Genomic DNA, 21,549 nt, shown 5'->3' with positions numbered 1-21,549 from the left:
TAGCTATTTTATTTTGATGGGATAATAATATCGATACGTACAAAATTGTTTTCGCCGTTTTTATTTTGTGGATAAAAATGTGTACACAAAATTTAAATTGAGGGAAGTAGTTACAATGAAGAAGCATTGCCGGGGCATGCTTACAGTCTATATAAAAAGCAACCCCTGTTTAGCTAAATACGTTTAAACTTCGTGGATAAATATAGTTATTCGGCGATCAGAACAACTAATTAATTAAGATAAATTTTATCCTTATAATTATAAACACCTATAGTTATCCATTTTATAACTATGGATGCGTAGGTTGGGAAACTTATGTTATCTGCATTTAAACAATTAATTGGATTATATTTATCCGTTTTACTTTCGAAATGAATTACCTTCCTAACCATCAGTTTCAGCTTAACGAAAATATTTTCAGGATCCTGATAGAGGAATCTCCTTCGCCGGTCGCGCTGTATGTTGGTGCCGAAATGACCATCATGATAGCCAATAAAACCATTATTGATATATGGGGAAAAGGGCCTGATGTGATGGGCAATACCTACTTCGGCCTGCTGCCCGAACTGGAAGCGCAAGGCTATCACGATGTTTTGCGCAACGTGTTTTATAAAGGCGAACCTTACGAAGGTAAAGAACACCGGGTTGACCTGGTAATGAACGGCAAGCTGGAAATGTTCTATTTCAACTTTACCTTTAAACCGTTAAGGGATGAAAAAGGCGAGGTTTGGGGCGTGCTTAATACCGCCGCCGATGTTACAGAACTGGTACTTACCCGTAAGCAGCTTGCCGAAAAGGAAGAGCGCATGCAGTTTGCCCTCCAAGCTGCCGAACTGGGCACGTGGGACCTATGCCCCAAAGAGCAAACCGTTATCTGGGACGAGCGTTGCAAGGAACTTTGCGGATTTGAAAAAGATTACGAAATAACCTACCCCGAACTTTTAAAATATGTTCACCCCGATGATGCGCAACGATTACGCGTAGCGGTGGCAAGCGCATATAACCCTGAAAGCGGCGGCAGTTATGATGTGATCATCCGTACCATCAGGCCAGACGGGGAGCTGAAATACTGGATTCACCTAAAAGGTAATGCCTATTTCAATGACAACGGCGAGCCGGTACGCTTTGCCGGAACCGTGCAGGATATCACACGCGAAATTTTGGATAAGCAGGAACAGGAAAAGCTGATAGCGCTTATTGATAGCACTGCCGATATTGTGGCCGTAGGTAATATGAATGCCGAGGTTACCTATATTAATAAAACAGGCTACGCCATGCTTGGCATCAATAATACTAAAGATGCCCTGATACCGGGTATTGAATATTTTATTGATAGCGATAAGCAAAAAGTTGCCGACGAGATTGAGCCGGCTGTACGTACAATTGGCCGCTGGGGAGGCGAAGTCAGGTACCGCAATTTTGAAACCGGCGAACCGCTCCCTGTTTATTTAAGCTCCTTCCGGATAGATGACCCGCTAACCGGCTTGCCTATAGGTATGGCCTCTGTTGCCCGTGATCTTCGGCCGGAAAAGGAGGCACGTAATGAGCAATATAAGTTACTATCGCTAATTGACCATAGTTCGGATTTTGTTAGTCTTTCCGACCTGGATGGTAATGTGAGTTATGTAAATACCGCGGGGCGTAAAATGCTGGGGATAAAAAGCGTTGAGGATGCAAAACGCCACAATAGTGAATACATTATGCTCGGCGAGTTGGAAAAGCTCAAAAACAACATCAACACATCATTAATGGCCGATGGTAAATGGAGCGGCGAGGTTACCTATCGTCATTTTGAAACCGGCGAAGCAATACCCGTTTACGGAACCTCAATGCTGGTTTACGATGCAGCAACAGGCAAACCACAAGGCCGCGCCAGCATTGCCCGCGACCTACGCCGCGAAATTGCTGATAGGAAAGCGCTAACCGATAGCGAACAACTATTGCAAAGCATTACCAATGCCGCGCCGGCAACATTATGGATGTCTGACAAAAACGGGGATATCACCTACGTAAACCAAACCTGGGTTGAATGGACAGGCATTCCCAATCAACAGCATATGGGCAAGGGCTGGGCAAACTCCATCATTGCCGAAGACCGCGATCGCGCCATTAATAAATTTATAAGCGATTTGAAGGCCAGGCATTTTTACGAAGTTGATTTCAGGATAAAACGCCGCGATGGAGAGATCCGCTTTTGCATTGCTTCGGGCAACCCCCAATATAATGCTGATGGTGATTTTACCGGTTATATAGGTACCTGTGTTGATGTTACCGATAAAATGACGGCCGAACTACAGCTTAAACTTAAAAACGAAGAGCTAAACGACCAAATAAAGCAATTTGAATTTGTTACCGATTTTATGCCGGTACAGTTATGGACAGCTGGCACAGATGGTGTGATAGACTATGTAAACCAACGCACTACAAATTACTTCGGCCTGCCAGCCAGCGAACTTGCCGGGCCCGACTGGCTGGACCGCATTCACCCGGATGAACAGCAGGGCTGCCTCGAAACCTGGACAACCGCCGTGGCTACCGGTAATATTTATCAATATGAGTTTAGGCTAAGGGATAAAAACGGCGATTTTAAATGGCACCTTTCGAGGGCTTTGCCTTTTATAATCGACGGTAAGATCATCAAATGGTTTGGTACCAATACCGATATCGATGAGCAAAAACAGCTACAGCAACAAAAAGACGATTTCCTGGGCATTGCCAGTCACGAGCTTAAAACCCCGGTTACCAGCATAAAGGCATACGCACAGGTATTGGGAGCTATGCTTGAACAGGAAGGTGAAGCTAAAAAAGCCGAAATGGTTTTGCGCATGGACTCGCAGGTGAACCGCCTTACCAATTTAATTGCCGACCTGTTGGATGTAACCAAAATAAACTCAGGCAGGTTGCAATTTAATCAAACCTGGTTTGATTTTAACGAGGCAGTGAAAGAAACCATTGAAGACCTGCAACATACCACCCAAAAACACCAATTGATAGCAGATTTTTCTGAAACCGGTAGCATTTACTCAGACAGGGATCGCATAAGCCAGGTAGTCACCAATTTAATTACCAACGCCATTAAGTATTCGCCGCATTCAGATCAGATCGTCATAGGCACCCGCCTTGAAAATAACGAAGCTATTGTTTCCGTACAGGACTTTGGTATTGGCATCCCCGAAGATAAAATGGATAAAGTGTTTGAGCAGTTTTATCGTGTTAGTGGAAATAAGCAGCATACTTTCCCCGGTTTGGGGTTAGGATTATACATCTCATCAGAAATAATTAAGCGCGAAGGCGGTAGAATGTGGGTAAACAGCGTTGAGGGCAAAGGGTCTACTTTTTGCTTTGCTTTACCCGTAAATGGCAATAGTAATAGTTAATTACTGTCGCGCTGTTTAAAAACTGATTTCATCACAATTATTTCTGAGGGTTTAACTAAGCCCTCACGCCTACAATGAATACGAAAAACAAGAAAATAATGATTGCCGATGACGATCCGGGCATTGTGGATGCCGTGGAAATGTTGCTGGAGTTTGAAGGCTACGCTGTGGCCTCAACCCTCGACGGAGCGACAACGGTAAGTGATATGAAACAGGAAAAACCCGACCTGCTATTGCTGGATATCTGGATGAGTGGTGAAGACGGACGCGATATCTGCAAAAAAATAAAACAGGACGAAGCCATTAAAGGTATCCCGGTAATTATGGTATCAGCCAGCCGGGACATCCGCGAATCGGCCATGGAAGCCGGAGCCGATGATTTTTTGGCCAAGCCATTTGAAATGAATGACCTCTTAAATAAAATAGCCCACTATATCCAAAAACAGGATGTGGCCTGATCTGAAAATCTTTAACTGCTCAACTAAATAGTACCCCTAATCGGGAAAAGCCCTGACGGCGGCCTTCTCACTCGGCCGCCGCTTCGCCCGAGAAATATTTAGGGCAGTGTATCAATCGGTTTACAAAACCTAATTCAACCTAAATAAGAAAACATTAACCCATAAGCTATGTTATTTATTATAACAAAACAACATAAGCCATGGGACTTTTACAGCACGTACAGCACCAGATCTCGGCATTGAACGATCTGATCAAAATAAACAACGACAGGATTGCCGGTTATGAGAAAGCCAATGAGGCTACTGATGAAACAGGTTTGAATTTACTTTTTAATGAGTATATTGAACAAAGCAAAAGTTACGTTAGTGAAATACGCGAATATATTCACGTATTAGGCGGAGACCCGGCGGACGGCACCACCCTTTCGGGCAAATTTTATCATGCCTGGATGGATGTAAAATCTGTTTTTGTAAATAAAGACAGGCATAGCATATTATCGAGCTGTGAATATGGTGAGGATGTAGCCAAAAAAGCTTACCGCGCCGCGCTCGATGATAAAGAGTTGATTTGGGAAGATGAGAAGGTAGTATCTATACTAAACAATCATTTGGAAGGTTTAAAGAAGGCGCACGATACCGTAAAATCATTACGAGATACGGTTAATGCCTGATATAAAGATAACGAGTTAAACAGATGAACAGCACAAACAGATCGTTTTTTGAGGCCTGTAGTAATGCGCAGGCAAGTAACAGGTTCGCAAAGGTATCCTGTACACAGGATAAAGTAATTTTCGCCCTTGCGCAACTGAAACAAGCCACCGTTGAAGACATTACTGCCAAGTTGAGCGAAATTGAACCAGCGGTAAATGCCTACACCCATCAAAAAAATGCCACCGAAGTGCTTGATTACCTGTTTGCCAGGGATATGGTAAAGATCACCAAACAAAATGGTGAACTGAGTTACAACCTGGTGGTTTGATCTATTATTTGGGATGTCGAATTTTCGATTTCGGATTTATTAAATTGTGAATTTCTAATTTTAAATTCTCCAATAGGTAAATCCGAAATCGAACATCCCAAATCCGAAATTTCAATATTACATTCCTGGTGTAGCCGGCTTTGCCGAGATAATGCTATCTACCACAAACACGCTCACCCCTCTCCACGGTAAAGTATGCGTGTATTCTTTATAATGCAGCTCAAGAAACGAACCTGCGTTGCTGCTTAATTCCTTCGCCACTTTCTCATCAGTTACCGAAAACATAAATTCGTTCGAACCTATTGTTCCACCTTGTATTTGCGAACGGATGCCGCTTTGAATTAGCCTGCCTTCGTAGGTTTTAAACACATAACCCTTTTTTACAAAATAGTTCATTGTTCCGGCCTTGGTTCCCTCGCCGAAAACAAAGTAATATCTGAAGTATCCAAATACAACAATAACAAGTAGCAGAATGAGCGTAATAATTAGTTTGACTTTAGTTTTTTTCATGGAGATGTAATTTGCAAACTAAACTACAAAAAGGGAATGGTTAAGCAAAGCTTTGGTGAAGCTAAAACAACTCCCCTCACCGATCACGCTATCAGTCCCATTCTGCCCGCTATTGGTCGCATATGCACCGTAGGGATCATTCGGAGGTTATAGACATTTGTATCATAACAAAACAAACTTTAACAACTAAATACTACAGGAGGAAAACAACATGAGAAAGATAATTGTGCTCGAATTTATCTCGTTAGATGGCGTAATGCAGGCGCCGGGCGGCCCGGAAGAAGATCAATCGGGCGGTTTCACGTACGGCGGTTGGTCGGCACCATTTGCTGATGAAGAATCTGGAAAGCTGATGCTGAAACAGATGGCCCCTACCGATATCCTTTTAGGAAGAAACACCTTTAAAATTTTTGAAAGTTATTGGCCACTGCACGCCGACTACTGGCCGGGTATTAACGAGGTTACCAAATATGTACTATCAAACACGGTAGATAAATCTGATTGGAACAACACGGTTATTCTTAAAAGCGTGGAAGATATTAAAGCGCTTAAAAACTCTGAAGGTTCGGATATTAAAGTTTGGGGCAGCGGGGAACTGGTGCAGCTATTGCTAAAGCATAACCTTGTAGATGAACTTTGGCTTAAAACATACCCCGTGCTTTTGGGTAAGGGTAAAAAACTATTTAGCGATAAAACCACACCTGCTACCTTTCAATTGGTTGAAAGCCATGTAACAGCAAGTGGGGTAATATTTGCTAACTATAAGAATATTGGCGAAGTTAAAACAGGGAACCTGGGAGCGTAACATAAATACATTACCCTCAACTATAATCGAATACAAACAAAAACGCCTTGCAGAATACATACTGCAAGGCGTTTTCTATTATAAATGAGGTGGTAATTAAACATTCACAGCGCAAAGTTCACGAACTTTGGCTACTACAAAATCAACCTCTTCTTTAGTATTATATTTCGAGAATGAGAAACGCACAGAAGGCCTTGATGAACTTGCACCAATGGCGGTCAACACATGCGAACCAATATCACTGCCCGAGCTGCAGGCGCTACCGCCAGATGCCGAGATGCCCGCGATATCAAGGTTAAACAATAGCATATCGCTCATTTCCATTTCAGGGAAAGCTACGTTCAATATCGTATATAAACTTTTAGCAGGATCAGTTTCACCGTTAAAGCTTACACCTGGTACATGGGCAGTTAACTGCTCCATCATGTATGTTTTTAAACCCTGGATGTGGTTTTGGTGCTGCTCCATTTCACCATAAGCAAGTTCGAGCGCTTTAGCTAAACCTACAATGCCGTAAATATTTTCAGTGCCGCCACGCATGTTGCGTTCCTGCGCGCCGCCATAAATAAAAGGTTTTATCTTTATTTTATGATTGATATGCAAAAAGCCTACACCTTTAGGGCCGTGTAGTTTATGACCTGCACATACCAGGAAATGAGCCTTCAGTTTGCTCAGATCGTGCTGATAGTGCCCCATGGTTTGCACCGTGTCGCAATGATAAATTGCATTATACGTTTCGCACAAATCACCTATACGCTCCATATCCGATAGCGTACCTATCTCGTTATTGGCATGCATTATTGAAACAAAACTGCGTTCGTTCTCTTTCAATAAAGTTTCGAGGTGATCATAATCAACCGCGCCCTTGCTATCAATGTTTACAAGGCTCAGCTTAATTAAACCTGCTTTTTCCATAGCTTCCAGTGTATGGAGCACTGCGTGATGCTCAATAGGGCTGGTAATGGCATGGGTAATGTTGTGATCGATGATACCACACCTTATGGCGGTATTATCGGCCTCGGTACCGCTTGATGTAAAGAAGATCTCGGCGGGCGAGGTGTGCAGCAAACCGGCAATGGTTTTGCGCGAACGCTCGATGAGGGTGCGGGCCTCCCTGCCGTGGGCGTGTATAGATGATGGATTACCAAACTGGTTCTCCATAACCTTGTACATTTCCTTCATCACGTCAGGATCGAGCGGTGTAGTGGCGGCATTATCAAAATAAACGCGCATTCTTTGTTAAAATTTATAAATAAATGGATCAGTAAACTTCAAAACACAAACCCGGAAATAATATATAGACAGGCAACCAACGAAATTTATCGCCGGTTGCCCGTTATTTTAATGCCGGAAAATTTAACCCTTCAGTTGTAAGATCTCTTTAATATCAGTGATGATCTTGTTGGCCAGCCCGTTTGCCACTGTTTCAGAATTGCCTTCGGAGTAGATCCTGATAATGGGCTCGGTGTTTGACCTCCGCAAATGTACCCATTCTTTATCAAATTCTATTTTCAGTCCGTCGATTGTTGAGTGCGGCTGTTTGATATATTTTTCTTCCACCTTGCTCAAAAGGGCATCTATGTCCATTTCGGGCGTTAAAGTGATCTTGTTTTTCGAAATAAAATAACCCGGATATGACGCACGCAGGCTTGAAACCGATTTACCATACTTAGCCAGATGGGTTAAAAACAAAGCGATACCCACCAAAGCATCGCGGCCGTAGTGCAATTCAGGGTATATTACCCCGCCATTGCCTTCGCCGCCAATAACGGCGTTAACAGCTTTCATTTGGTTAACTACGTTCACCTCACCTACCGCGGCTGCATGGTATTCACCGCCAGCTTTTTCGGTAACATCACGCAAAGCCCGGGTTGATGACAGGTTAGATACCGTATTCCCTACATTATTTTTTAGCACATAATCGGCAACGGCAACCAGCGTGTATTCTTCCCCAAACATATTACCATCCTCGCAAACAAAGCAAAGGCGGTCAACATCGGGATCAACAGCAATACCGAGATCGGCACGTTTGCTTAATACCTCTTTTGATAAAGCGATCAGGTTTTCAGGCAGTGGTTCCGGGTTGTGCGGGAAGTTACCGTCTGGTTCGCAGTATAATTTGTGAACAGTTTCAACCCCTAAAGCTTTCAGCAAAGCTGGCACATAAATACCGCCTGTCGAGTTTACACAATCAATCACTACTTTAAAATCAGCTGCTTTTATCGCTTCAACATCTACCAATGGTAGCGCCAAAATCAAATCGATATGTTTTTGCAGCCAGCTATCATCATGGGTAACTTTTCCCAAATCGTTTACATCGGCATAATTAAAATCGCTGTATTCGGCAATGGTTAAAACTTCCTTACCATCGGCATCGCTTATAAATTCGCCGGCCGCGTTTAACAACTTAAGTGCGTTCCATTGCTTAGGGTTATGGCTGGCGGTAAGAATGATACCACCCGCGGCCTGTTCGCCGGTAACTGCAACTTCAACCGTTGGGGTTGTTGACAGGCCCAGATCGATCACATCGATACCCAAGCCTTGCAATGTACCAATTACGAGATTGTTCACCATCTCGCCCGAAAGACGGGCATCACGGCCAACCACAATTTTTTTGATCCCCGATTTTTTAACAGCCCATGAACCATAGGCCGAAGTGAACTTTACAATATCAAGCGGTGTTAAACCATCGCCAACAGCACCGCCTATGGTGCCGCGTATCCCCGAAATAGATTTTATTAGTGTCAAAATGAACTGTTTTTTTGGTGAGGTAAAAGTAAAAAATATAAGCTATACCTTAAATAAATAGTGTTGTTTTACGCAATTACGCAATTGTAGGTATGCAACGCTACAGTTACTACGCCATTATTGAAAGTCGAGTGATTCCGACTCATTTGTCATTATTAAGCATTATTTCGATTATTAACGATACAACCGTGCAGCTAAGTATTAAAAATTAAAGGATTTTTTGCGCTATTTAATACCTTTGACGATTACAGCAAATAAACACCTATAGCTAAAAACAATGCCCGACTTTTTATTAAACCTTGACAGGCATTTATTCTATTTTGTTAACCACGACTTATCCAACGCATTTTTTGATTGGATCATGCCCATTTTGCGCGAACCCAAAACATGGATTCCGCTTTACGTTTTCATTATAGGTTTCTGTTTATGGAAATATAAAAAACCAGGCCTCGTTGTTATTCTGTTATTGGTTGCTTCGGTAGGTACGGCCGATTTTACCAGCGGTGTGCTCATGAAACATAATGTACAACGCCTCCGACCCTGCCGCGACCCTATTGTATCCGTTACCGATATCAGCCGGGTACCTTGCGGAAGCGGATACAGCTTCCCATCAACCCATGCTACCGATCATTTTTCGATAGCTATGTTTTTATGCTTTGTATTTGGCCGCAAATGGAAATGGGTATGGCTGGTGGGGATTTTGTGGGCAGCCAGCATTTGCTTTGCCCAGGTTTATGTAGGCGTACACTTCCCTATTGACGTTGTTTGCGGTGCTATTTACGGGGGGCTGGTAGGCTGGCTATTTTCATTATTATTTAAAAAACTACAACCTTCCTTTTAATGGGATACTGGAAAATATTTCTGCTTTTTTTCGCGGCTTTTTTTGGCGGCACTTCTGTTTTTTTGTTTAAGGGCGATAACCATAAAACACTTAAACTGGTACTATCATTTAGCGGCGCTTACCTGTTTGGCATCACCGTTTTACACCTGATACCCGATGCTTATCATGGCAATGATAATTATGTAGGCGTATTTATATTGATAGGCTTCCTGTTCCAGATCGTCTTGGAACAATTTTCGGACGGTATCGAGCACGGTCACATGCACAAACACCCGCATGATCTGGCAGTATTCCCGATAGGCATTATGGCCAGCCTCTGTTTGCATGCCTTTTTAGAGGGTATGCCGCTTGCCCAGGGCAACCAGGACCAACTGGTGTATGGTATTGCCCTGCATCATATCCCTGCATCTTTTGCATTAGCTACCGTTTTGCTTACTAACAAACAAGGCAAAAACAAAACGATATTTTTTGTGGCGATATTCGCGCTGATGGCGCCTGCCGGATACTTTTTCAGCAATGCCCTAAGCAACGGAAACATCGGCAACCTGCAGCATTATTTTAACAGGATAATGGGTGTCGTTATCGGCATTTTTCTGCATATCTCTACTACGATTTTGTTTGAATCGAGTGCAGACCACCGGTTTAATATGCGGAAGATGATAGCCGTGCTGGCAGGTGTGACTATTGCTTTGCTGGGATTTTGGGAGCAGCTGTAGGCCGCTTATCAACCCGCTGAAACTACTTTTAACACCTGGTCCAAATAAAAACGAATGTCATTTCGACGACAGCGGGGAGGACCGCGTAGTGGCGTGAGGAGAAATCTTGTACGCCCTGCCAGGCCATCGTACTTATCCTCAGTACAGGGCGTACAAGATTTCTCTTTCGCGCCTGCGCACACTCCAATCCCCCGCTCTATCGAAATGACATTTTTCTATTTAAAATACGTGGATAAAATAATCTCTCAAGAGGGGAATTTTTCTACCAATATAAAAAAGATGCGCCGGTATCTCACCCCCGGCACACCGGTTACCAAATAGCAATGGTAATCATCAACTAAACACCGGATCCATGTTTGGGTATGTCCCGGAATATTGCCTGAATCAGAATTTACAGAATTTTAGGATGAACAGAATCTCCGCGATCAATCAGTATTCTGAAAATTCTAAAATTCTGTAAATTCTGATTCAGATTATTTCACATAAAAACTTCCTCTCAGCCTAATATCTTCCGATGAACTTCCCACCATCACTTTAAATTCTCCAGGTTCAACAACCTGCTTCATTTGGCGGTTCCAGAGCATCAGTTCTTTATTATCTATTTTAAATTGCACTATGCCGCTTTCACCGGGTTTAAGGCTGATCCTTTTAAAACCTTTGAGAGATTTTACAGGAGTGGTAACGCTGGCGATAACATCGCGCAGGTAAAGCTGGGCTACTTCTTCTCCTTCTACTTTTCCTGTGTTCCTGATAGTGACACTCACATTTACCGAACCATTTAGGGGAATTTGCTTTTGGGAGATCTTCAAATCAGAGTATTCAAACTTGGTATAGCTTAACCCATGCCCGAAAGGGAACAAAGCCGACGTATCCTGATCAACATAAACGTGCCTTGAGGTTGGTTTATGATCGTAATAATAAGGGATCTGCCCTACCGAACGGGGGAAACTCATTGGCAGCTTACCGGATGGATTTACTTTTCCCAGCAGTACATCGGCGATAGCCAAACCACCGGTCTCACCTAAAAACCATGATTCAACAATAGCGGGAATCTTTTTGGCAACCCAGTTAATACATAGCGGTCTGCCGTTAAATAATACCACCACGGTGGGTTTACCGGTTTTGTAGATAGCTTCTATCAGGTGGCTTTGTTGTTTATTCAGGTCGAGATTTGCGCGGTCTTTACCTTCTCCTACCTCATCAATATCCTCGCCTAAAACAACAACCGCTACATCGGATTGATTAACGGCAGAGATTGCTTTCTCCAGATTTTCGGTTTGCTTTACTGCCGAAGTATCGCCCGTATAACCCGACTCAAATTTAATATCCAGGCTGCTACCAGCTTTTTGTTTCAAGGCATCCAGTATGGCTACGCCCTTGCCCTGTTTGTTGGCGTAACCGCCCAGGTATGTGCTTTCGGCCAGCGGTCCGACAACTGCTACCGAATGCACATTTGGCCCGAGCGGTAATACATTGTTTTCATTTTTTAACAGACTGATACCCTCCTGTGCCAGCTTCAGGGCAACCTTGCGGCTTTCTTCGGTATGGTTTACTTTTTTTAGCAGATCGGTATCTATATAAGGATGATCGAACAAGCCCAACATAAATTTCACCCGCAATACGTTTGATACCGCCCGGTTCAGATCGGCCAACGAAAGTTTTCTATCCGTTAGCGCCTTATTCATTGCTTTTTCAAAAGGCACATGCGGAAAATCATAGAACTGCATATCCATACCGGCAGTAAATGTTTGAGCCAGTGCATCAGACACATCTGTGGCGGTATTATGATTGATGAGTGACATTTTTATAGCCCCCAAATCCGATAGCACAAAACCTTTAAAGCCCCATTCACCGCGCAGAACATCTTTCAGCAACCATTTATTATCTACACAAGGGATACCATCAATCTCACTGTAAGCGGCCATCATTCCCATAGCCTTACCCTCTTTAACGGCTTTTTCAAACACATATAAAAATGACGACCGCGCCTCCCTCTCGCCCATATTAACCGGGGCCATATTGCTACCAGCTTCCGGGATGCCATGCACCGCGAAATGCTTAGGTTCTGATAGCACAGCGTTATGGTCACTCAGTTTGTTCCCTTGCAGGCCTTTTACCATGGCAACGCCATTAGCTGCCGACAGGAACGGATCTTCGCCATAAGTTTCTTCAACTCGCCCCCAACGTGGATCGCGTGGCAGACAGAGCACCGGGCCTAATACCATATTTACACCATGTGCCCGCATTTCGGTGGCTATGATGCGGCCTGCTTTATGCATATTGGTGGTATCCCAGGCACCGGCAAGTGCCATCGGACTTGGGAAAGTGGTGCTGCCCAGCCCCTCGTAGCCATGCAGCCCTTCTTCAATAAATAGCACCGGGATACCCAACCGCGTTTTTTCAACCGCGTAACGTTGGATATCGTTACTTACTTCGGCTGTAAGGGGGTACAGGTCGTGTACTGAGCCTATGCCCTCCGTGCCTATATTGATCCGGGCACTATCCGACATTGAAACAGCTTCATGTCCCTGCATGTTGGCTACCTCCTTGCCCCAATACATATCCAACTGACGGATTTTTTCGATGGTTGTCATGCGGCCAAGCAAATCGGCAACACGTTTCTCAACCGGAAGCGAGGCGTCCTTATACGGGAGCTTCACAATTGGTTTAGGGGTATTAAACGAACAAAAAATAGTTACTAAAAGAACCGATACATAGGCGTTCTTTCGCTTCATAAAATTTATAATTGGCAAGGTTAATTGTTACCGGCACAACAGATTGTTTGTGTGGATCAACAGATCCGGCCCGGTTTATCAGAAGCTAAAACTATGCGCGGTGAAATAATAACTCATTAATAAAACATTAAAAACCGGGCTTAATCGTCATTAATACAAATAAAATTAATAACTGGTCTACTTTTTTACCGGTGGCGGCACATCCGCGGTTAACGGAACTTGTTTACGGAGCATTTTGGCAGCGTAACCGGTTAGGTACAGGTAATAATCGTTAGGGATATCATCCTCATAGGTAACAAAAGTGCTTAAACCAACCGGAGGATTTTTCGATGCTTTAAGGATGGCCGTACCTTCATCCACCTCATCAAACATGGCCACATACAACATTTCGGCGCCGCTGTTGATGGCCCCGTTTATCTGTTTCCAGTAAAAATGCCCTCGATTGCGCGGAATCTGGTTTTGCTTGGCCCGTGGGTTCATGTTGTGCCAGCTAAAACCGGGGAATACGGTTGGCACATAATCAATGCTATTGCTTTTACACCAGGCTATATCATCGGCAATGCGGTGCTGAAAAGCAGGATAGGCATCTTCATTAAAACGGCCCACAAACCAGGGGTGCACAATGTCTACTTTTTTTATCAGATCGTGCAGGTGCGGATCATTCTCAGTGTCGTTACCGAAATCGCGCCAGTAGGTTGGTACGCCTAACAGTATCGCGCAACCTCCATAAACCGGGTCGTTCTTTAAAAAATCTATGATCTTTTCGCCCTCGGTTAGGCCGTAACGGCGATGATCGTTAAAGCCGATGCCCCAGACTGCTACCAATGGTTTACCATTATGATAAAGCCAGGTTTGATTATTACCCCGGTTGGTAACTTTCAGGCTGTCTATCAAATGCTTCCAGTCTTTAATTAACAGCGAATCGCCGCCTGCGTTCATACCCGACAGATCGTACATTACCGTAATTGCCCTATGATATTTTTGCGCATATTTAAGCGCGTTACCCAGCACCACATCGTTATGATGTTTGCCTGCGCCCCGCTGCACATCGCCAATAAAACGCTGTACAAAAACGCCATCAACACCATATTGCTGCATCCATTTAAAATGCGTTTCGGTTGATGATGCATCGTACGAACTGTATAAATAAGCATCGCTACCGTCGGCAAGTTTAAATGGCGTTTTGTAGGTTTTGGGGTACTCGCTTACATCGGGCCATATATCGATATTGGTAAAACCCGGCTCAAATTTGCCGTGCGATACGTAGTGGTTCCACCAGCGGTTACCGCCGTCGCCGGGGGCATTAAACCAGCCCTGGTAGCCGGCCATCACCAAACCTTTGTAGCTTTTAAAGGCTGATGTTTTGCTGTGTTTCAATTGCGCGTTCGCAACGGCGCATAGCAGTAGCAGCAAGATGCTAAAAACTTGTTTTTTCATCAGGATAGAATTTTAATATGTGTTGATTTTATTGCTTAGATAGGTATATAAAAGACGTCATTGCGAGGCACGAAGCAATCCCCGATTAGCAGGTCCGCTCTGTACAGTTCGCGATTGCTTCGTGCCTCGCAATGACGTGATGATGAGGGTTAAATCCCCCAGCTTTTATTCGGCTTCGGCCCCATTTCCAGTTCCAATGTACCGCCGGCCATTAGTTGCTCATGGGTAAACAGCGGCTTATTCAGCACCTGACCATTAAACTTAGCGCTCTGGATATATTTATTCACAACTGAACAATTGTTAGCCACCAACTTAAATTGCTTACCGTTTTGCAGGTTGAGAGTAACCTTGCTAAACACAGGGCTACCAATAGTATAAACGGGTTTACCAGGTGTAATTGGATAAAAACCCATAGATGAGAAGACCACGAAGGCTGACATACCGCCGCCATCCTCATCGCCCGGGATACCGAAAATATTATCCTTGTACCATACATCCAGCAAAAACCTTATACGTTTTTGTGTTTTCCATGGAGCACCCGCAAAGTTGTACAGGTATGGGATATGGAAACTCGGCTCGTTACCCATCGAATATTGGCCAACCAAACCCGTAGCATCCGGAAATTTAGCCCAGAACTGGTATTTGCTCCTGTCCAGGCTTTCGCGGAATAGCTGATCTAACCGTGCCTGGAATTTATCCTGACCACCCATCAAACCCGCAAGACCAGAGATATCATGCTGCACCTGCCACAGGTAAGTCCAGCCGTTGTTTTCATCGTAAAACTCGCGGCCGCCTAAACCGCCATCAAATTTAGGGTCGATATCAATCCAGTTGCCGTCTTTATCTTTGGGGATAAACATTTGCTTATCATTGTTCCAAAGGTTTTTATAGTTGAGGGCGCGTTTGGCAAACGTCTGCTCATCGTTAGTTTTTTTCAGCTCACCAGCTAACTGGCCAACCGCCCAGTCGTCATAAGCGCCTCCGAGGGTTACCGCTACTGCCTGGCGCTTTTCAAAACCGTGCACAAGGCTTACAGTTTCCTTCTCCCCTTTTTTCAAAGCCGAAAAATAACCTTTTTCATGGTAAAAATCATCCAACTCACATTTCGGGCCGTTTTCCCATGGCAGCATGGTGGCCTCGTTGGCGTTTTTCAGCGTGCCTTCATATGCTTTATTTATATCGAAACCACGGATCCCTTTGCGGTAATCATCCAGAAACATTACTGTTGAGTGGAAACCGTTCATACAAGGGTTATCGCCAAACAGCACCGGGAAGGTTGGCATCCAGCCGCTTTGCTCATATTCGTTAACATACGAGTTCAGCATATCCGATTCGAGTTTGGGGTTCAAAATTGTACGCAAGGGATGTAACGCCAGATAGGTATCCCAAACCCAATCATCTACATAAAACGGGCGGTTGCTATCGTGAATCTTTTTGTCGTAGCCGCTGTAGTAATGTCCATCTTCATTAATATCAACCATACGCTCATTGCAGCGGTACAAAGCTGTGTAAAATGAGCGGCGTTGAGCTTCGGTACCACCTTCTGTTTCTATTTGGCTCACTACTTTAGCCCAGGTAGCTTTACCTGCGGCTTTTAAAGTTTCGAAATCGGCGCTGCCAAATTCATCGTTAAAGTTTTGTTTGGCTTGCTGAGGGCTTACATATGAAATGGCATATTTAAACTCAACTACCTCCGGTGCATCGGCGGCAAATGTAATGTACGATTTAAGGTTTTTTCCATCAACGGATGCCTGCTGAACAAGGGCATTATCTTTTACAACACCAACAGTTCCCTTAGCATTGAAACGGCCATATACATATACCTTGATATCATCATGATAAGTTTCAAAGCCGGTTAATTCGTTGCCGCCGGTAAAGGTAAAATTGGCCGCACCATCATTATAAAGTCCAAACAGGATACTTTTTGACGCGCTTTTAGCAGGGAATGAAAACTTATAGTCGCCTACTTTTTTGCCTGGGGTAAACTCTACGGTAATATCTTTATCAATCAAATAAGTAGAGTAATACCACGGACGGGTAACTTCCAAGTCGTGATCATAAGTCATTCGCTCATCCCACGAGGCGGCAGTTAACTGTTTGTTATCGGGTTTAACAGAAAACACCTCGCCCAAACGGTGCGATACCACGTTGAGCGGGAAGCTGGAGATCTGATCGTCGATATAATCATGACGAACAGGCAGCATCCTAATCATTTGGTTGGGCAAATGGGCGGTTGGCCGGGTAGGCTCAAGCAGCGCACCTACGTTACCAATATGCGGATCGATGTATCGCAGGTTGCCTTCGTCTTTAGTTTGTGCATAAACCGCCGTACAAAAGCTGCTGATACTAATTACCGTGGATAAAAACAGCGGTTTCAACAACCGGGGAAATGGGCTTGGCATGGATGTTATTTTATATTGATAAATCGATTTTTCTGTTGATGTAAAAATACAAGCGACAAGGGTTAATAATTGGTTGAAACCAAAGAAATATCATTTGGAATATTAACACGGGGCACCTACGGAGCCAAGGCATATTTACATTGCACTCTATAAACACGTAACTCCTCCGGAGTTGTATTTCGCAAATTGACCAACTCCGGAGGAGTTACGTGTTTATAGTAAATATAGCAAGCCTTTAACGGCTCCATAGGAGCCACGTGTCTTTAAACTCTATTTCTTTGGTAACGGCCTCAAAATTGCCCGTACAACTTAATTAATCATTAAAATTTGATTAATTAAACCAATAAATATCAATTGTAACGGATTTTATTCAAGAATTGAATGAAAATCGCGTTCAAAGGCCTCACCGTAAATGGCCTTGTATTCTTTGTTAAAACTTTCGAAGGTGTTTTTTGCCAGCGAGTGCTTGCCTATATGGGCCAGTGCCTTGCATTTAATGATCATGGCCTCCTCGTTAACCGGGTCGAAATAGAAGATATCATTAGCCAACTTGATCAAAAACTCGGGATCATCAGTCACCTTGATCGAATTGGCAAACTGGATATACGAATCGGTGATCTCGTTAGATACTTCGGATTTGAATGCATCAAGCCATTCGTACTCGATATTCGACAGGAAATTGCCCCGCTGCGTTATGTGCGTAAGCTGAATGATCTTTTGCTTATTGAGCTTGCTTTTATTGGATACGATATTAAGGTAGTTATGATAATCTACCTGGATCTCGTTATAATCTATCTCAATTTTCCAATAACCGGTATCTTTAGATAAATGACAATGCCCCATTTTATCCAGCAGCGATTTCAGCTTGGCGATGTTTACCGAACGGTTATTACGCGCGCTTTTTTCTGATTTATCAAACCACAATATCTCATTCAACTTTTCAGAACTCACCCCCCTGTCAAACTTTACCGAATACATAAGGATCACCAGGAAGAGCTCTTTTAACAAGGGCGTGAAGTATTTGGTGATCTCGTTACCATCGGGCGTAAACAATTGTAGATCGCCGAATAAAAATATGGCATTTTTGTTGGGGTGCAACCTACTTTCAACCGGTTCTTCAATGGCAACAGGCGCAGGCTGACTGGCCGTAGGTGTGACTGGTTCAGTAATTTCTACAGGAGTTTGAGGTTGATGAACCACATTAGCTTTTTTACGTCGCTTGTAAACTATAAAAAAGCCTACACCCAATAAAACCACACACGCCCCGCCTATCCAAAACACCGGTTTAATTCCCGCAGCTTCAAGCAAACTTTCGGCCACCGGTTCGGGCGGACTAAGCAGCGAGTATACCTTAACCCTGGTATGGTCATTCTCTTTAAATAGGGTTACCGCCAAAAACTTGCCGCTGTGCGGGAGATAATAGAGGTCGGCATAGGCGTTCACGTCGTGAAATAAAAACGGAATGGTATCTCCCACCATGTGATACGAAGGCTTATCAAGCGACCCGGTAATCAACTGTAAACTGGAGTTGAATTTATGCTGAGGGAAGATCAGACCGTAATAACTTTTGTTTTTTGAATCGATAACAAGCGAATTGGCAAACACAAAATCTTCATTCTTTACATCGATGCTGAACAGCTTTTTAAAAGTCCTGTCCTTTACCGTGTACCGAACCATATCGTACAAATTGCGCGGATTAACTATTTGCTGACCCGACGCGCTGCCGTAGCCGCCAATCACGTATACAGTATCGCCATTGGCATTGGCACCTAAACCGGCCAGGTAACGGGGCGTAAACGTATCGCCTTTATATTTTATCTTTTCCCAACTGTGATTGTCGTTATTGTAACGGCGTATGCTATCCTTATAAACAAGCTGTCCGTAACCGCCAATAGTGTAAACCGAGGAGTCTGCTTTAGAATAAAATTTATTGAGGTGCCCATTATTCGTCGCAAAATTATGGTACCCTTTGTCCCATTTGCCTATGGCAAAATCATAAGTGCCCATAGCCTTTTGATCCATATAAAGGTAGTATAACCTGTTATTGGCATAAAGCGCCTGATCGCCAGGTACTAACAACTGTCGGCCCGAGCCATAGGCCACGCTTTTTAATTGCGGGGTTTTATTAACTGAATAGGTAACTAATGAATCGGTAGTGATCACAAACACATCTTCGTTTGCGGCGTCAAATGCCAGACTCGCATCGCCGGGAACGTTAAACTCTTTTTCAAGTTGCCAGTTACGGTGCCGGGCTTTGATCCAGAGCGGGTTATTTACTGTACCGTTGTTTTGATTTACTGTTTCGTTTGCAACGTTCCCCTGCCATTCGCTCAATGGCCAGTTGGCTATCAGTTTATCATTCTGTAAGGCATTTACATCGCGCAACTTAAACGGAGGCAGATCGGTGGTTTGAAACTGGCGAGATGAATTTGCACCGAACAGGAGTTTATAATTGGCTGTTCGCCTTAAATGGATGCCGGTTTCGCTCATTTGATCCTTGCCCGAAATAACCGTGATCTTATCGCCTTTGTAATCAATGATCAGCCTTAGTTTGTTCCAGTGCTCAAAAAGCTGCTTTTCAGCGATATTGAAAGAGATTTTGGACAAGCGTTCGCCAACTATGATCTTGAAATGTTTGGTATTGGCCTGGTTATCATAAACCAGGTCGATGTTTTGATTTTCATCACTTATCAGCCTTAAAATGTATCCAAAGTAAATAGCCCTGTTTGGCAAAAACGTAACATCGAATGATAGCTCAAATTTATCCCGTTGCGCAAGGTTGTTAAGGTTGAGCTCCAACCCTGTCCGTTTATCCTGCACCACCTCATGGCTGTAAAAACCCAGGCCATACGATTGCGCATGACAAGGAGACATGAACAGGCAATTCAATAAAATAACCGCTATTATCCCGGATAAAAAAAATCTCATGTTGATAAGTACACCTCAGGCATTACAAATATGTACCGCGCTGTATTTATAATTTAGGCCGAAAACGTTGTTTTTAATTGGCGTTAATGGCTAAAATTACAACAAATGCCGTTTAATTTCAAGGATTTTAACATTATAATCCTACAGAGCGCACAGGCATTTAAGCGTCAATAAGTTAGTAAGCTATTACTTAGTGTACAAGAACAAATTCATACTAATTCGGTAACTGTATATCGTAGCCAGTGGCTTTCAAAATAAAATCAACAATAGGTGTAGGATTAGGCAAACTATGCGGGTGGTGCTTAAAACCGGGCTTATGAATTACAGTTATTGAACCGCCCAGTGCTTTCACTTTTTGCTCAAACAACAAAGTGTTTTTTGAAGGATCCACAGCTTCGTCATCATCAGCCGATAGGTGCAACATCGGAAAACGTCCTTTTACAATTTGTTCTACTTTATCTATCGGACTTGCTTTTAACGGGCCTATATCTGCTGCCTTGTTTAAGTTGAAATCTTTTTTAAGGATAGCCGAATCTGGCCAATATTTCAGATCGAGCAGGGCATTATCGGCGTAGGTTGCGGATACTTTGTTGGGATTGGCCGCGGCCCAATTATACATGTAAATACCTCCCCTGCTCATCCCCTCCAACACCGCTTTTTTACCCAGACCGGTAGCGGTAAGCATTTTATAAAAATCATCCCAGTAGCCAATAGCTTCGGTGTTGCCCAACAGCTCGGCAACGTCGCAGTACACAATATGGAAACCACGCTCTAACAGGGCGATATCCGTTTGCGGCTCGTGCCCCCAGAAACGTGCCCGCCACACCCATGGATGGCCTTTAGCCGCCCATTTAGGTTTTACAACTTTGCTGTCGCGGCCATCGAAAGTAAATTCGGCGCAGGGATAGCCGTAAAAATTGCTTTCCTTAATTTGCTGGTTCATTTTACCGAAAACATTGAAGGCAGTATCCCGCTGTTGTACAATTACATCATACAATCTTTTGGCTGTTACCGTCGTTCCCTCCAAATTAGGGTGAATTTTATCGGGCATCCAATCCTCATGGTTCACAAACAGTGAGTGCATATCAATTAACTCGAGGTGTTCATCATAAGCCACGTTTCGCATTTTTGGAATGATACTGTTCACAATCACTTTATCGTAAATCTGGTTGGTATCCTTTTGAAAAGAGGGGATTGGCAACAATAAAACGATGCGCGGATGCGACGGCAGTTGGGCGAATGACCGGATCAGGTCGTGATAATCTTTTTCATATTCATCAAGATGTACGCGGTTTATGGCTTTAGCATCATTGCCGCCCAGATCGATAAACACGATATCCGGGTTACTATTCAATGCCTTTTGATAGGCTTCTGTGCCGCAATACGACAGGTCACCTTTCCGTAAAAGTGTTGCGCTGCTCACACCAAAGTTGCTTACCTCATAGCCCTTGCCCAACAACTTTTGAAGTTGTGCCGGGTACGATTGCGTTGCCGGATTGGGCAATGTAGCGCCATAAGTTATACTTGCACCTATACAGGTTATGCGTTTAACAGCCTTTGCCGGCAATACCAAACTAAGGACTATTAGTATATTGATGATGTTTTTCATAGGG

Annotated in this window: 15 protein-coding genes; 7 read left to right on the top strand and 8 right to left on the bottom strand. The window is 43.7% G+C overall.

Going from position 1 to position 21,549, the window contains the following annotated elements:
* Positions 1–371: 371 nt before the first annotated feature.
* The 4 genes from AAFN85_RS07395 (at position 372) to AAFN85_RS07380 (ending at position 4,814) form a co-directional block, all read left to right on the top strand.
* Entirely contained in the window at positions 372–3,377 is a 3,006-nt protein-coding gene (locus AAFN85_RS07395; protein ID WP_347526450.1) for a PAS domain S-box protein, read from the top strand.
* 74 nt (positions 3,378–3,451) lie between these two features.
* On the top strand, positions 3,452–3,835 hold the full coding sequence (locus AAFN85_RS07390) for a response regulator (RefSeq protein WP_347526449.1): 384 nt from the start codon (positions 3,452–3,454) through the stop codon (positions 3,833–3,835).
* A gap of 200 nt (positions 3,836–4,035) precedes the next feature.
* On the top strand, positions 4,036–4,506 hold the full coding sequence (locus AAFN85_RS07385) for a PA2169 family four-helix-bundle protein (RefSeq protein ID WP_347526448.1): 471 nt from the start codon (positions 4,036–4,038) through the stop codon (positions 4,504–4,506).
* Between the two features lie 23 nt (positions 4,507–4,529).
* Complete coding sequence (locus tag AAFN85_RS07380; protein ID WP_347526446.1) at positions 4,530–4,814, top strand: hypothetical protein; 285 nt, start codon at positions 4,530–4,532, stop codon at positions 4,812–4,814.
* Between the two features lie 117 nt (positions 4,815–4,931).
* Here AAFN85_RS07380 and AAFN85_RS07375 read toward each other — a convergent pair whose 3' ends face one another.
* Positions 4,932–5,324 carry a hypothetical protein gene (locus AAFN85_RS07375; RefSeq protein ID WP_347526444.1) on the bottom strand — a complete coding sequence of 131 codons (393 nt, stop codon included), beginning with the start codon at positions 5,322–5,324 and terminating at the stop codon, positions 4,932–4,934.
* A 211-nt stretch (positions 5,325–5,535) separates the two neighbouring features.
* Here AAFN85_RS07375 and AAFN85_RS07370 point away from each other — a divergent pair, with 211 nt between their 5' ends.
* Entirely contained in the window at positions 5,536–6,129 is a 594-nt protein-coding gene (locus tag AAFN85_RS07370; protein WP_347526443.1) for a dihydrofolate reductase family protein, read from the top strand.
* A 96-nt stretch (positions 6,130–6,225) separates the two neighbouring features.
* On the opposite strand, the gene AAFN85_RS07365 is transcribed toward AAFN85_RS07370, so the two are convergent.
* Entirely contained in the window at positions 6,226–7,362 is a 1,137-nt protein-coding gene (locus AAFN85_RS07365) for a cysteine desulfurase family protein (protein WP_347526442.1), read from the bottom strand.
* A 123-nt stretch (positions 7,363–7,485) separates the two neighbouring features.
* On the bottom strand, positions 7,486–8,877 hold the full coding sequence (glmM, locus tag AAFN85_RS07360; protein WP_347526441.1) for a phosphoglucosamine mutase: 1,392 nt from the start codon (positions 8,875–8,877) through the stop codon (positions 7,486–7,488).
* A gap of 277 nt (positions 8,878–9,154) precedes the next feature.
* Between glmM and AAFN85_RS07355 the strand changes: the two genes are divergently transcribed.
* Together AAFN85_RS07355 and AAFN85_RS07350 are read left to right on the top strand one after the other, a co-directional pair.
* A complete protein-coding gene (locus tag AAFN85_RS07355; RefSeq protein ID WP_347526440.1) occupies positions 9,155–9,718 on the top strand; it encodes a phosphatase PAP2 family protein in 564 nt (187 codons plus the stop codon).
* Complete coding sequence (locus AAFN85_RS07350; RefSeq protein ID WP_347526439.1) at positions 9,718–10,434, top strand: ZIP family metal transporter; 717 nt, start codon at positions 9,718–9,720, stop codon at positions 10,432–10,434. The genes AAFN85_RS07355 and AAFN85_RS07350 overlap by 1 nt, the downstream gene beginning before the upstream one ends.
* Before the next feature lie 473 nt (positions 10,435–10,907).
* Here the strand turns inward: AAFN85_RS07350 and AAFN85_RS07345 are convergent, their stop codons facing one another.
* From AAFN85_RS07345 to AAFN85_RS07325, 5 genes are all read right to left on the bottom strand, one after another.
* Complete coding sequence (locus tag AAFN85_RS07345; protein ID WP_347526438.1) at positions 10,908–13,169, bottom strand: glycoside hydrolase family 3 N-terminal domain-containing protein; 2,262 nt, start codon at positions 13,167–13,169, stop codon at positions 10,908–10,910.
* Positions 13,170–13,346: 177 nt separating this feature from the next.
* Complete coding sequence (locus AAFN85_RS07340; RefSeq protein WP_347526437.1) at positions 13,347–14,606, bottom strand: glycoside hydrolase family 71/99-like protein; 1,260 nt, start codon at positions 14,604–14,606, stop codon at positions 13,347–13,349.
* A gap of 149 nt (positions 14,607–14,755) precedes the next feature.
* Positions 14,756–17,008, bottom strand: coding sequence for a GH92 family glycosyl hydrolase (locus tag AAFN85_RS07335; RefSeq protein WP_347526436.1), 2,253 nt, complete (start codon positions 17,006–17,008; stop codon positions 14,756–14,758).
* A 366-nt stretch (positions 17,009–17,374) separates the two neighbouring features.
* On the bottom strand, positions 17,375–19,936 hold the full coding sequence (locus AAFN85_RS07330; RefSeq protein WP_347526435.1) for a galactose oxidase: 2,562 nt from the start codon (positions 19,934–19,936) through the stop codon (positions 17,375–17,377).
* 214 nt (positions 19,937–20,150) lie between these two features.
* A complete protein-coding gene (locus AAFN85_RS07325; RefSeq protein WP_347526434.1) occupies positions 20,151–21,545 on the bottom strand; it encodes a GDSL-type esterase/lipase family protein in 1,395 nt (464 codons plus the stop codon).
* Between the last annotated feature and the right edge of the window lie 4 nt (positions 21,546–21,549).

It is taken from the genome of Mucilaginibacter sp. CAU 1740 (assembly GCF_039839285.1).
Taxonomy (GTDB): Bacteria; Bacteroidota; Bacteroidia; order Sphingobacteriales; family Sphingobacteriaceae; genus Mucilaginibacter.
Note: the sequence above shows the minus strand (reverse complement) of the source record. Positions and strands in the feature narration are given on the sequence as shown.

Bases quoted from the DNA above. Each gene is read 5' to 3' on its own strand.
- AAFN85_RS07395 (WP_347526450.1), top strand. From the start codon at position 372: ATGAATTACCTTCCTAACCATCAGTTTCAGCTTAACGAAAATATTTTC.
- AAFN85_RS07350 (WP_347526439.1), top strand. From the start codon at position 9,718: ATGGGATACTGGAAAATATTTCTGCTTTTTTTCGCGGCTTTTTTTGGC.
- AAFN85_RS07390 (WP_347526449.1), top strand. From the start codon at position 3,452: ATGAATACGAAAAACAAGAAAATAATGATTGCCGATGACGATCCGGGC.
- AAFN85_RS07340 (WP_347526437.1), bottom strand. From the start codon at position 14,606: ATGAAAAAACAAGTTTTTAGCATCTTGCTGCTACTGCTATGCGCCGTT.
- AAFN85_RS07330 (WP_347526435.1), bottom strand. From the start codon at position 19,936: ATGAGATTTTTTTTATCCGGGATAATAGCGGTTATTTTATTGAATTGC.
- AAFN85_RS07385 (WP_347526448.1), top strand. From the start codon at position 4,036: ATGGGACTTTTACAGCACGTACAGCACCAGATCTCGGCATTGAACGAT.
- AAFN85_RS07370 (WP_347526443.1), top strand. From the start codon at position 5,536: ATGAGAAAGATAATTGTGCTCGAATTTATCTCGTTAGATGGCGTAATG.
- AAFN85_RS07365 (WP_347526442.1), bottom strand. From the start codon at position 7,362: ATGCGCGTTTATTTTGATAATGCCGCCACTACACCGCTCGATCCTGAC.
- AAFN85_RS07325 (WP_347526434.1), bottom strand. From the start codon at position 21,545: ATGAAAAACATCATCAATATACTAATAGTCCTTAGTTTGGTATTGCCG.
- AAFN85_RS07335 (WP_347526436.1), bottom strand. From the start codon at position 17,008: ATGCCAAGCCCATTTCCCCGGTTGTTGAAACCGCTGTTTTTATCCACG.
- AAFN85_RS07380 (WP_347526446.1), top strand. From the start codon at position 4,530: ATGAACAGCACAAACAGATCGTTTTTTGAGGCCTGTAGTAATGCGCAG.
- AAFN85_RS07375 (WP_347526444.1), bottom strand. From the start codon at position 5,324: ATGAAAAAAACTAAAGTCAAACTAATTATTACGCTCATTCTGCTACTT.
- AAFN85_RS07355 (WP_347526440.1), top strand. From the start codon at position 9,155: ATGCCCGACTTTTTATTAAACCTTGACAGGCATTTATTCTATTTTGTT.
- AAFN85_RS07345 (WP_347526438.1), bottom strand. From the start codon at position 13,169: ATGAAGCGAAAGAACGCCTATGTATCGGTTCTTTTAGTAACTATTTTT.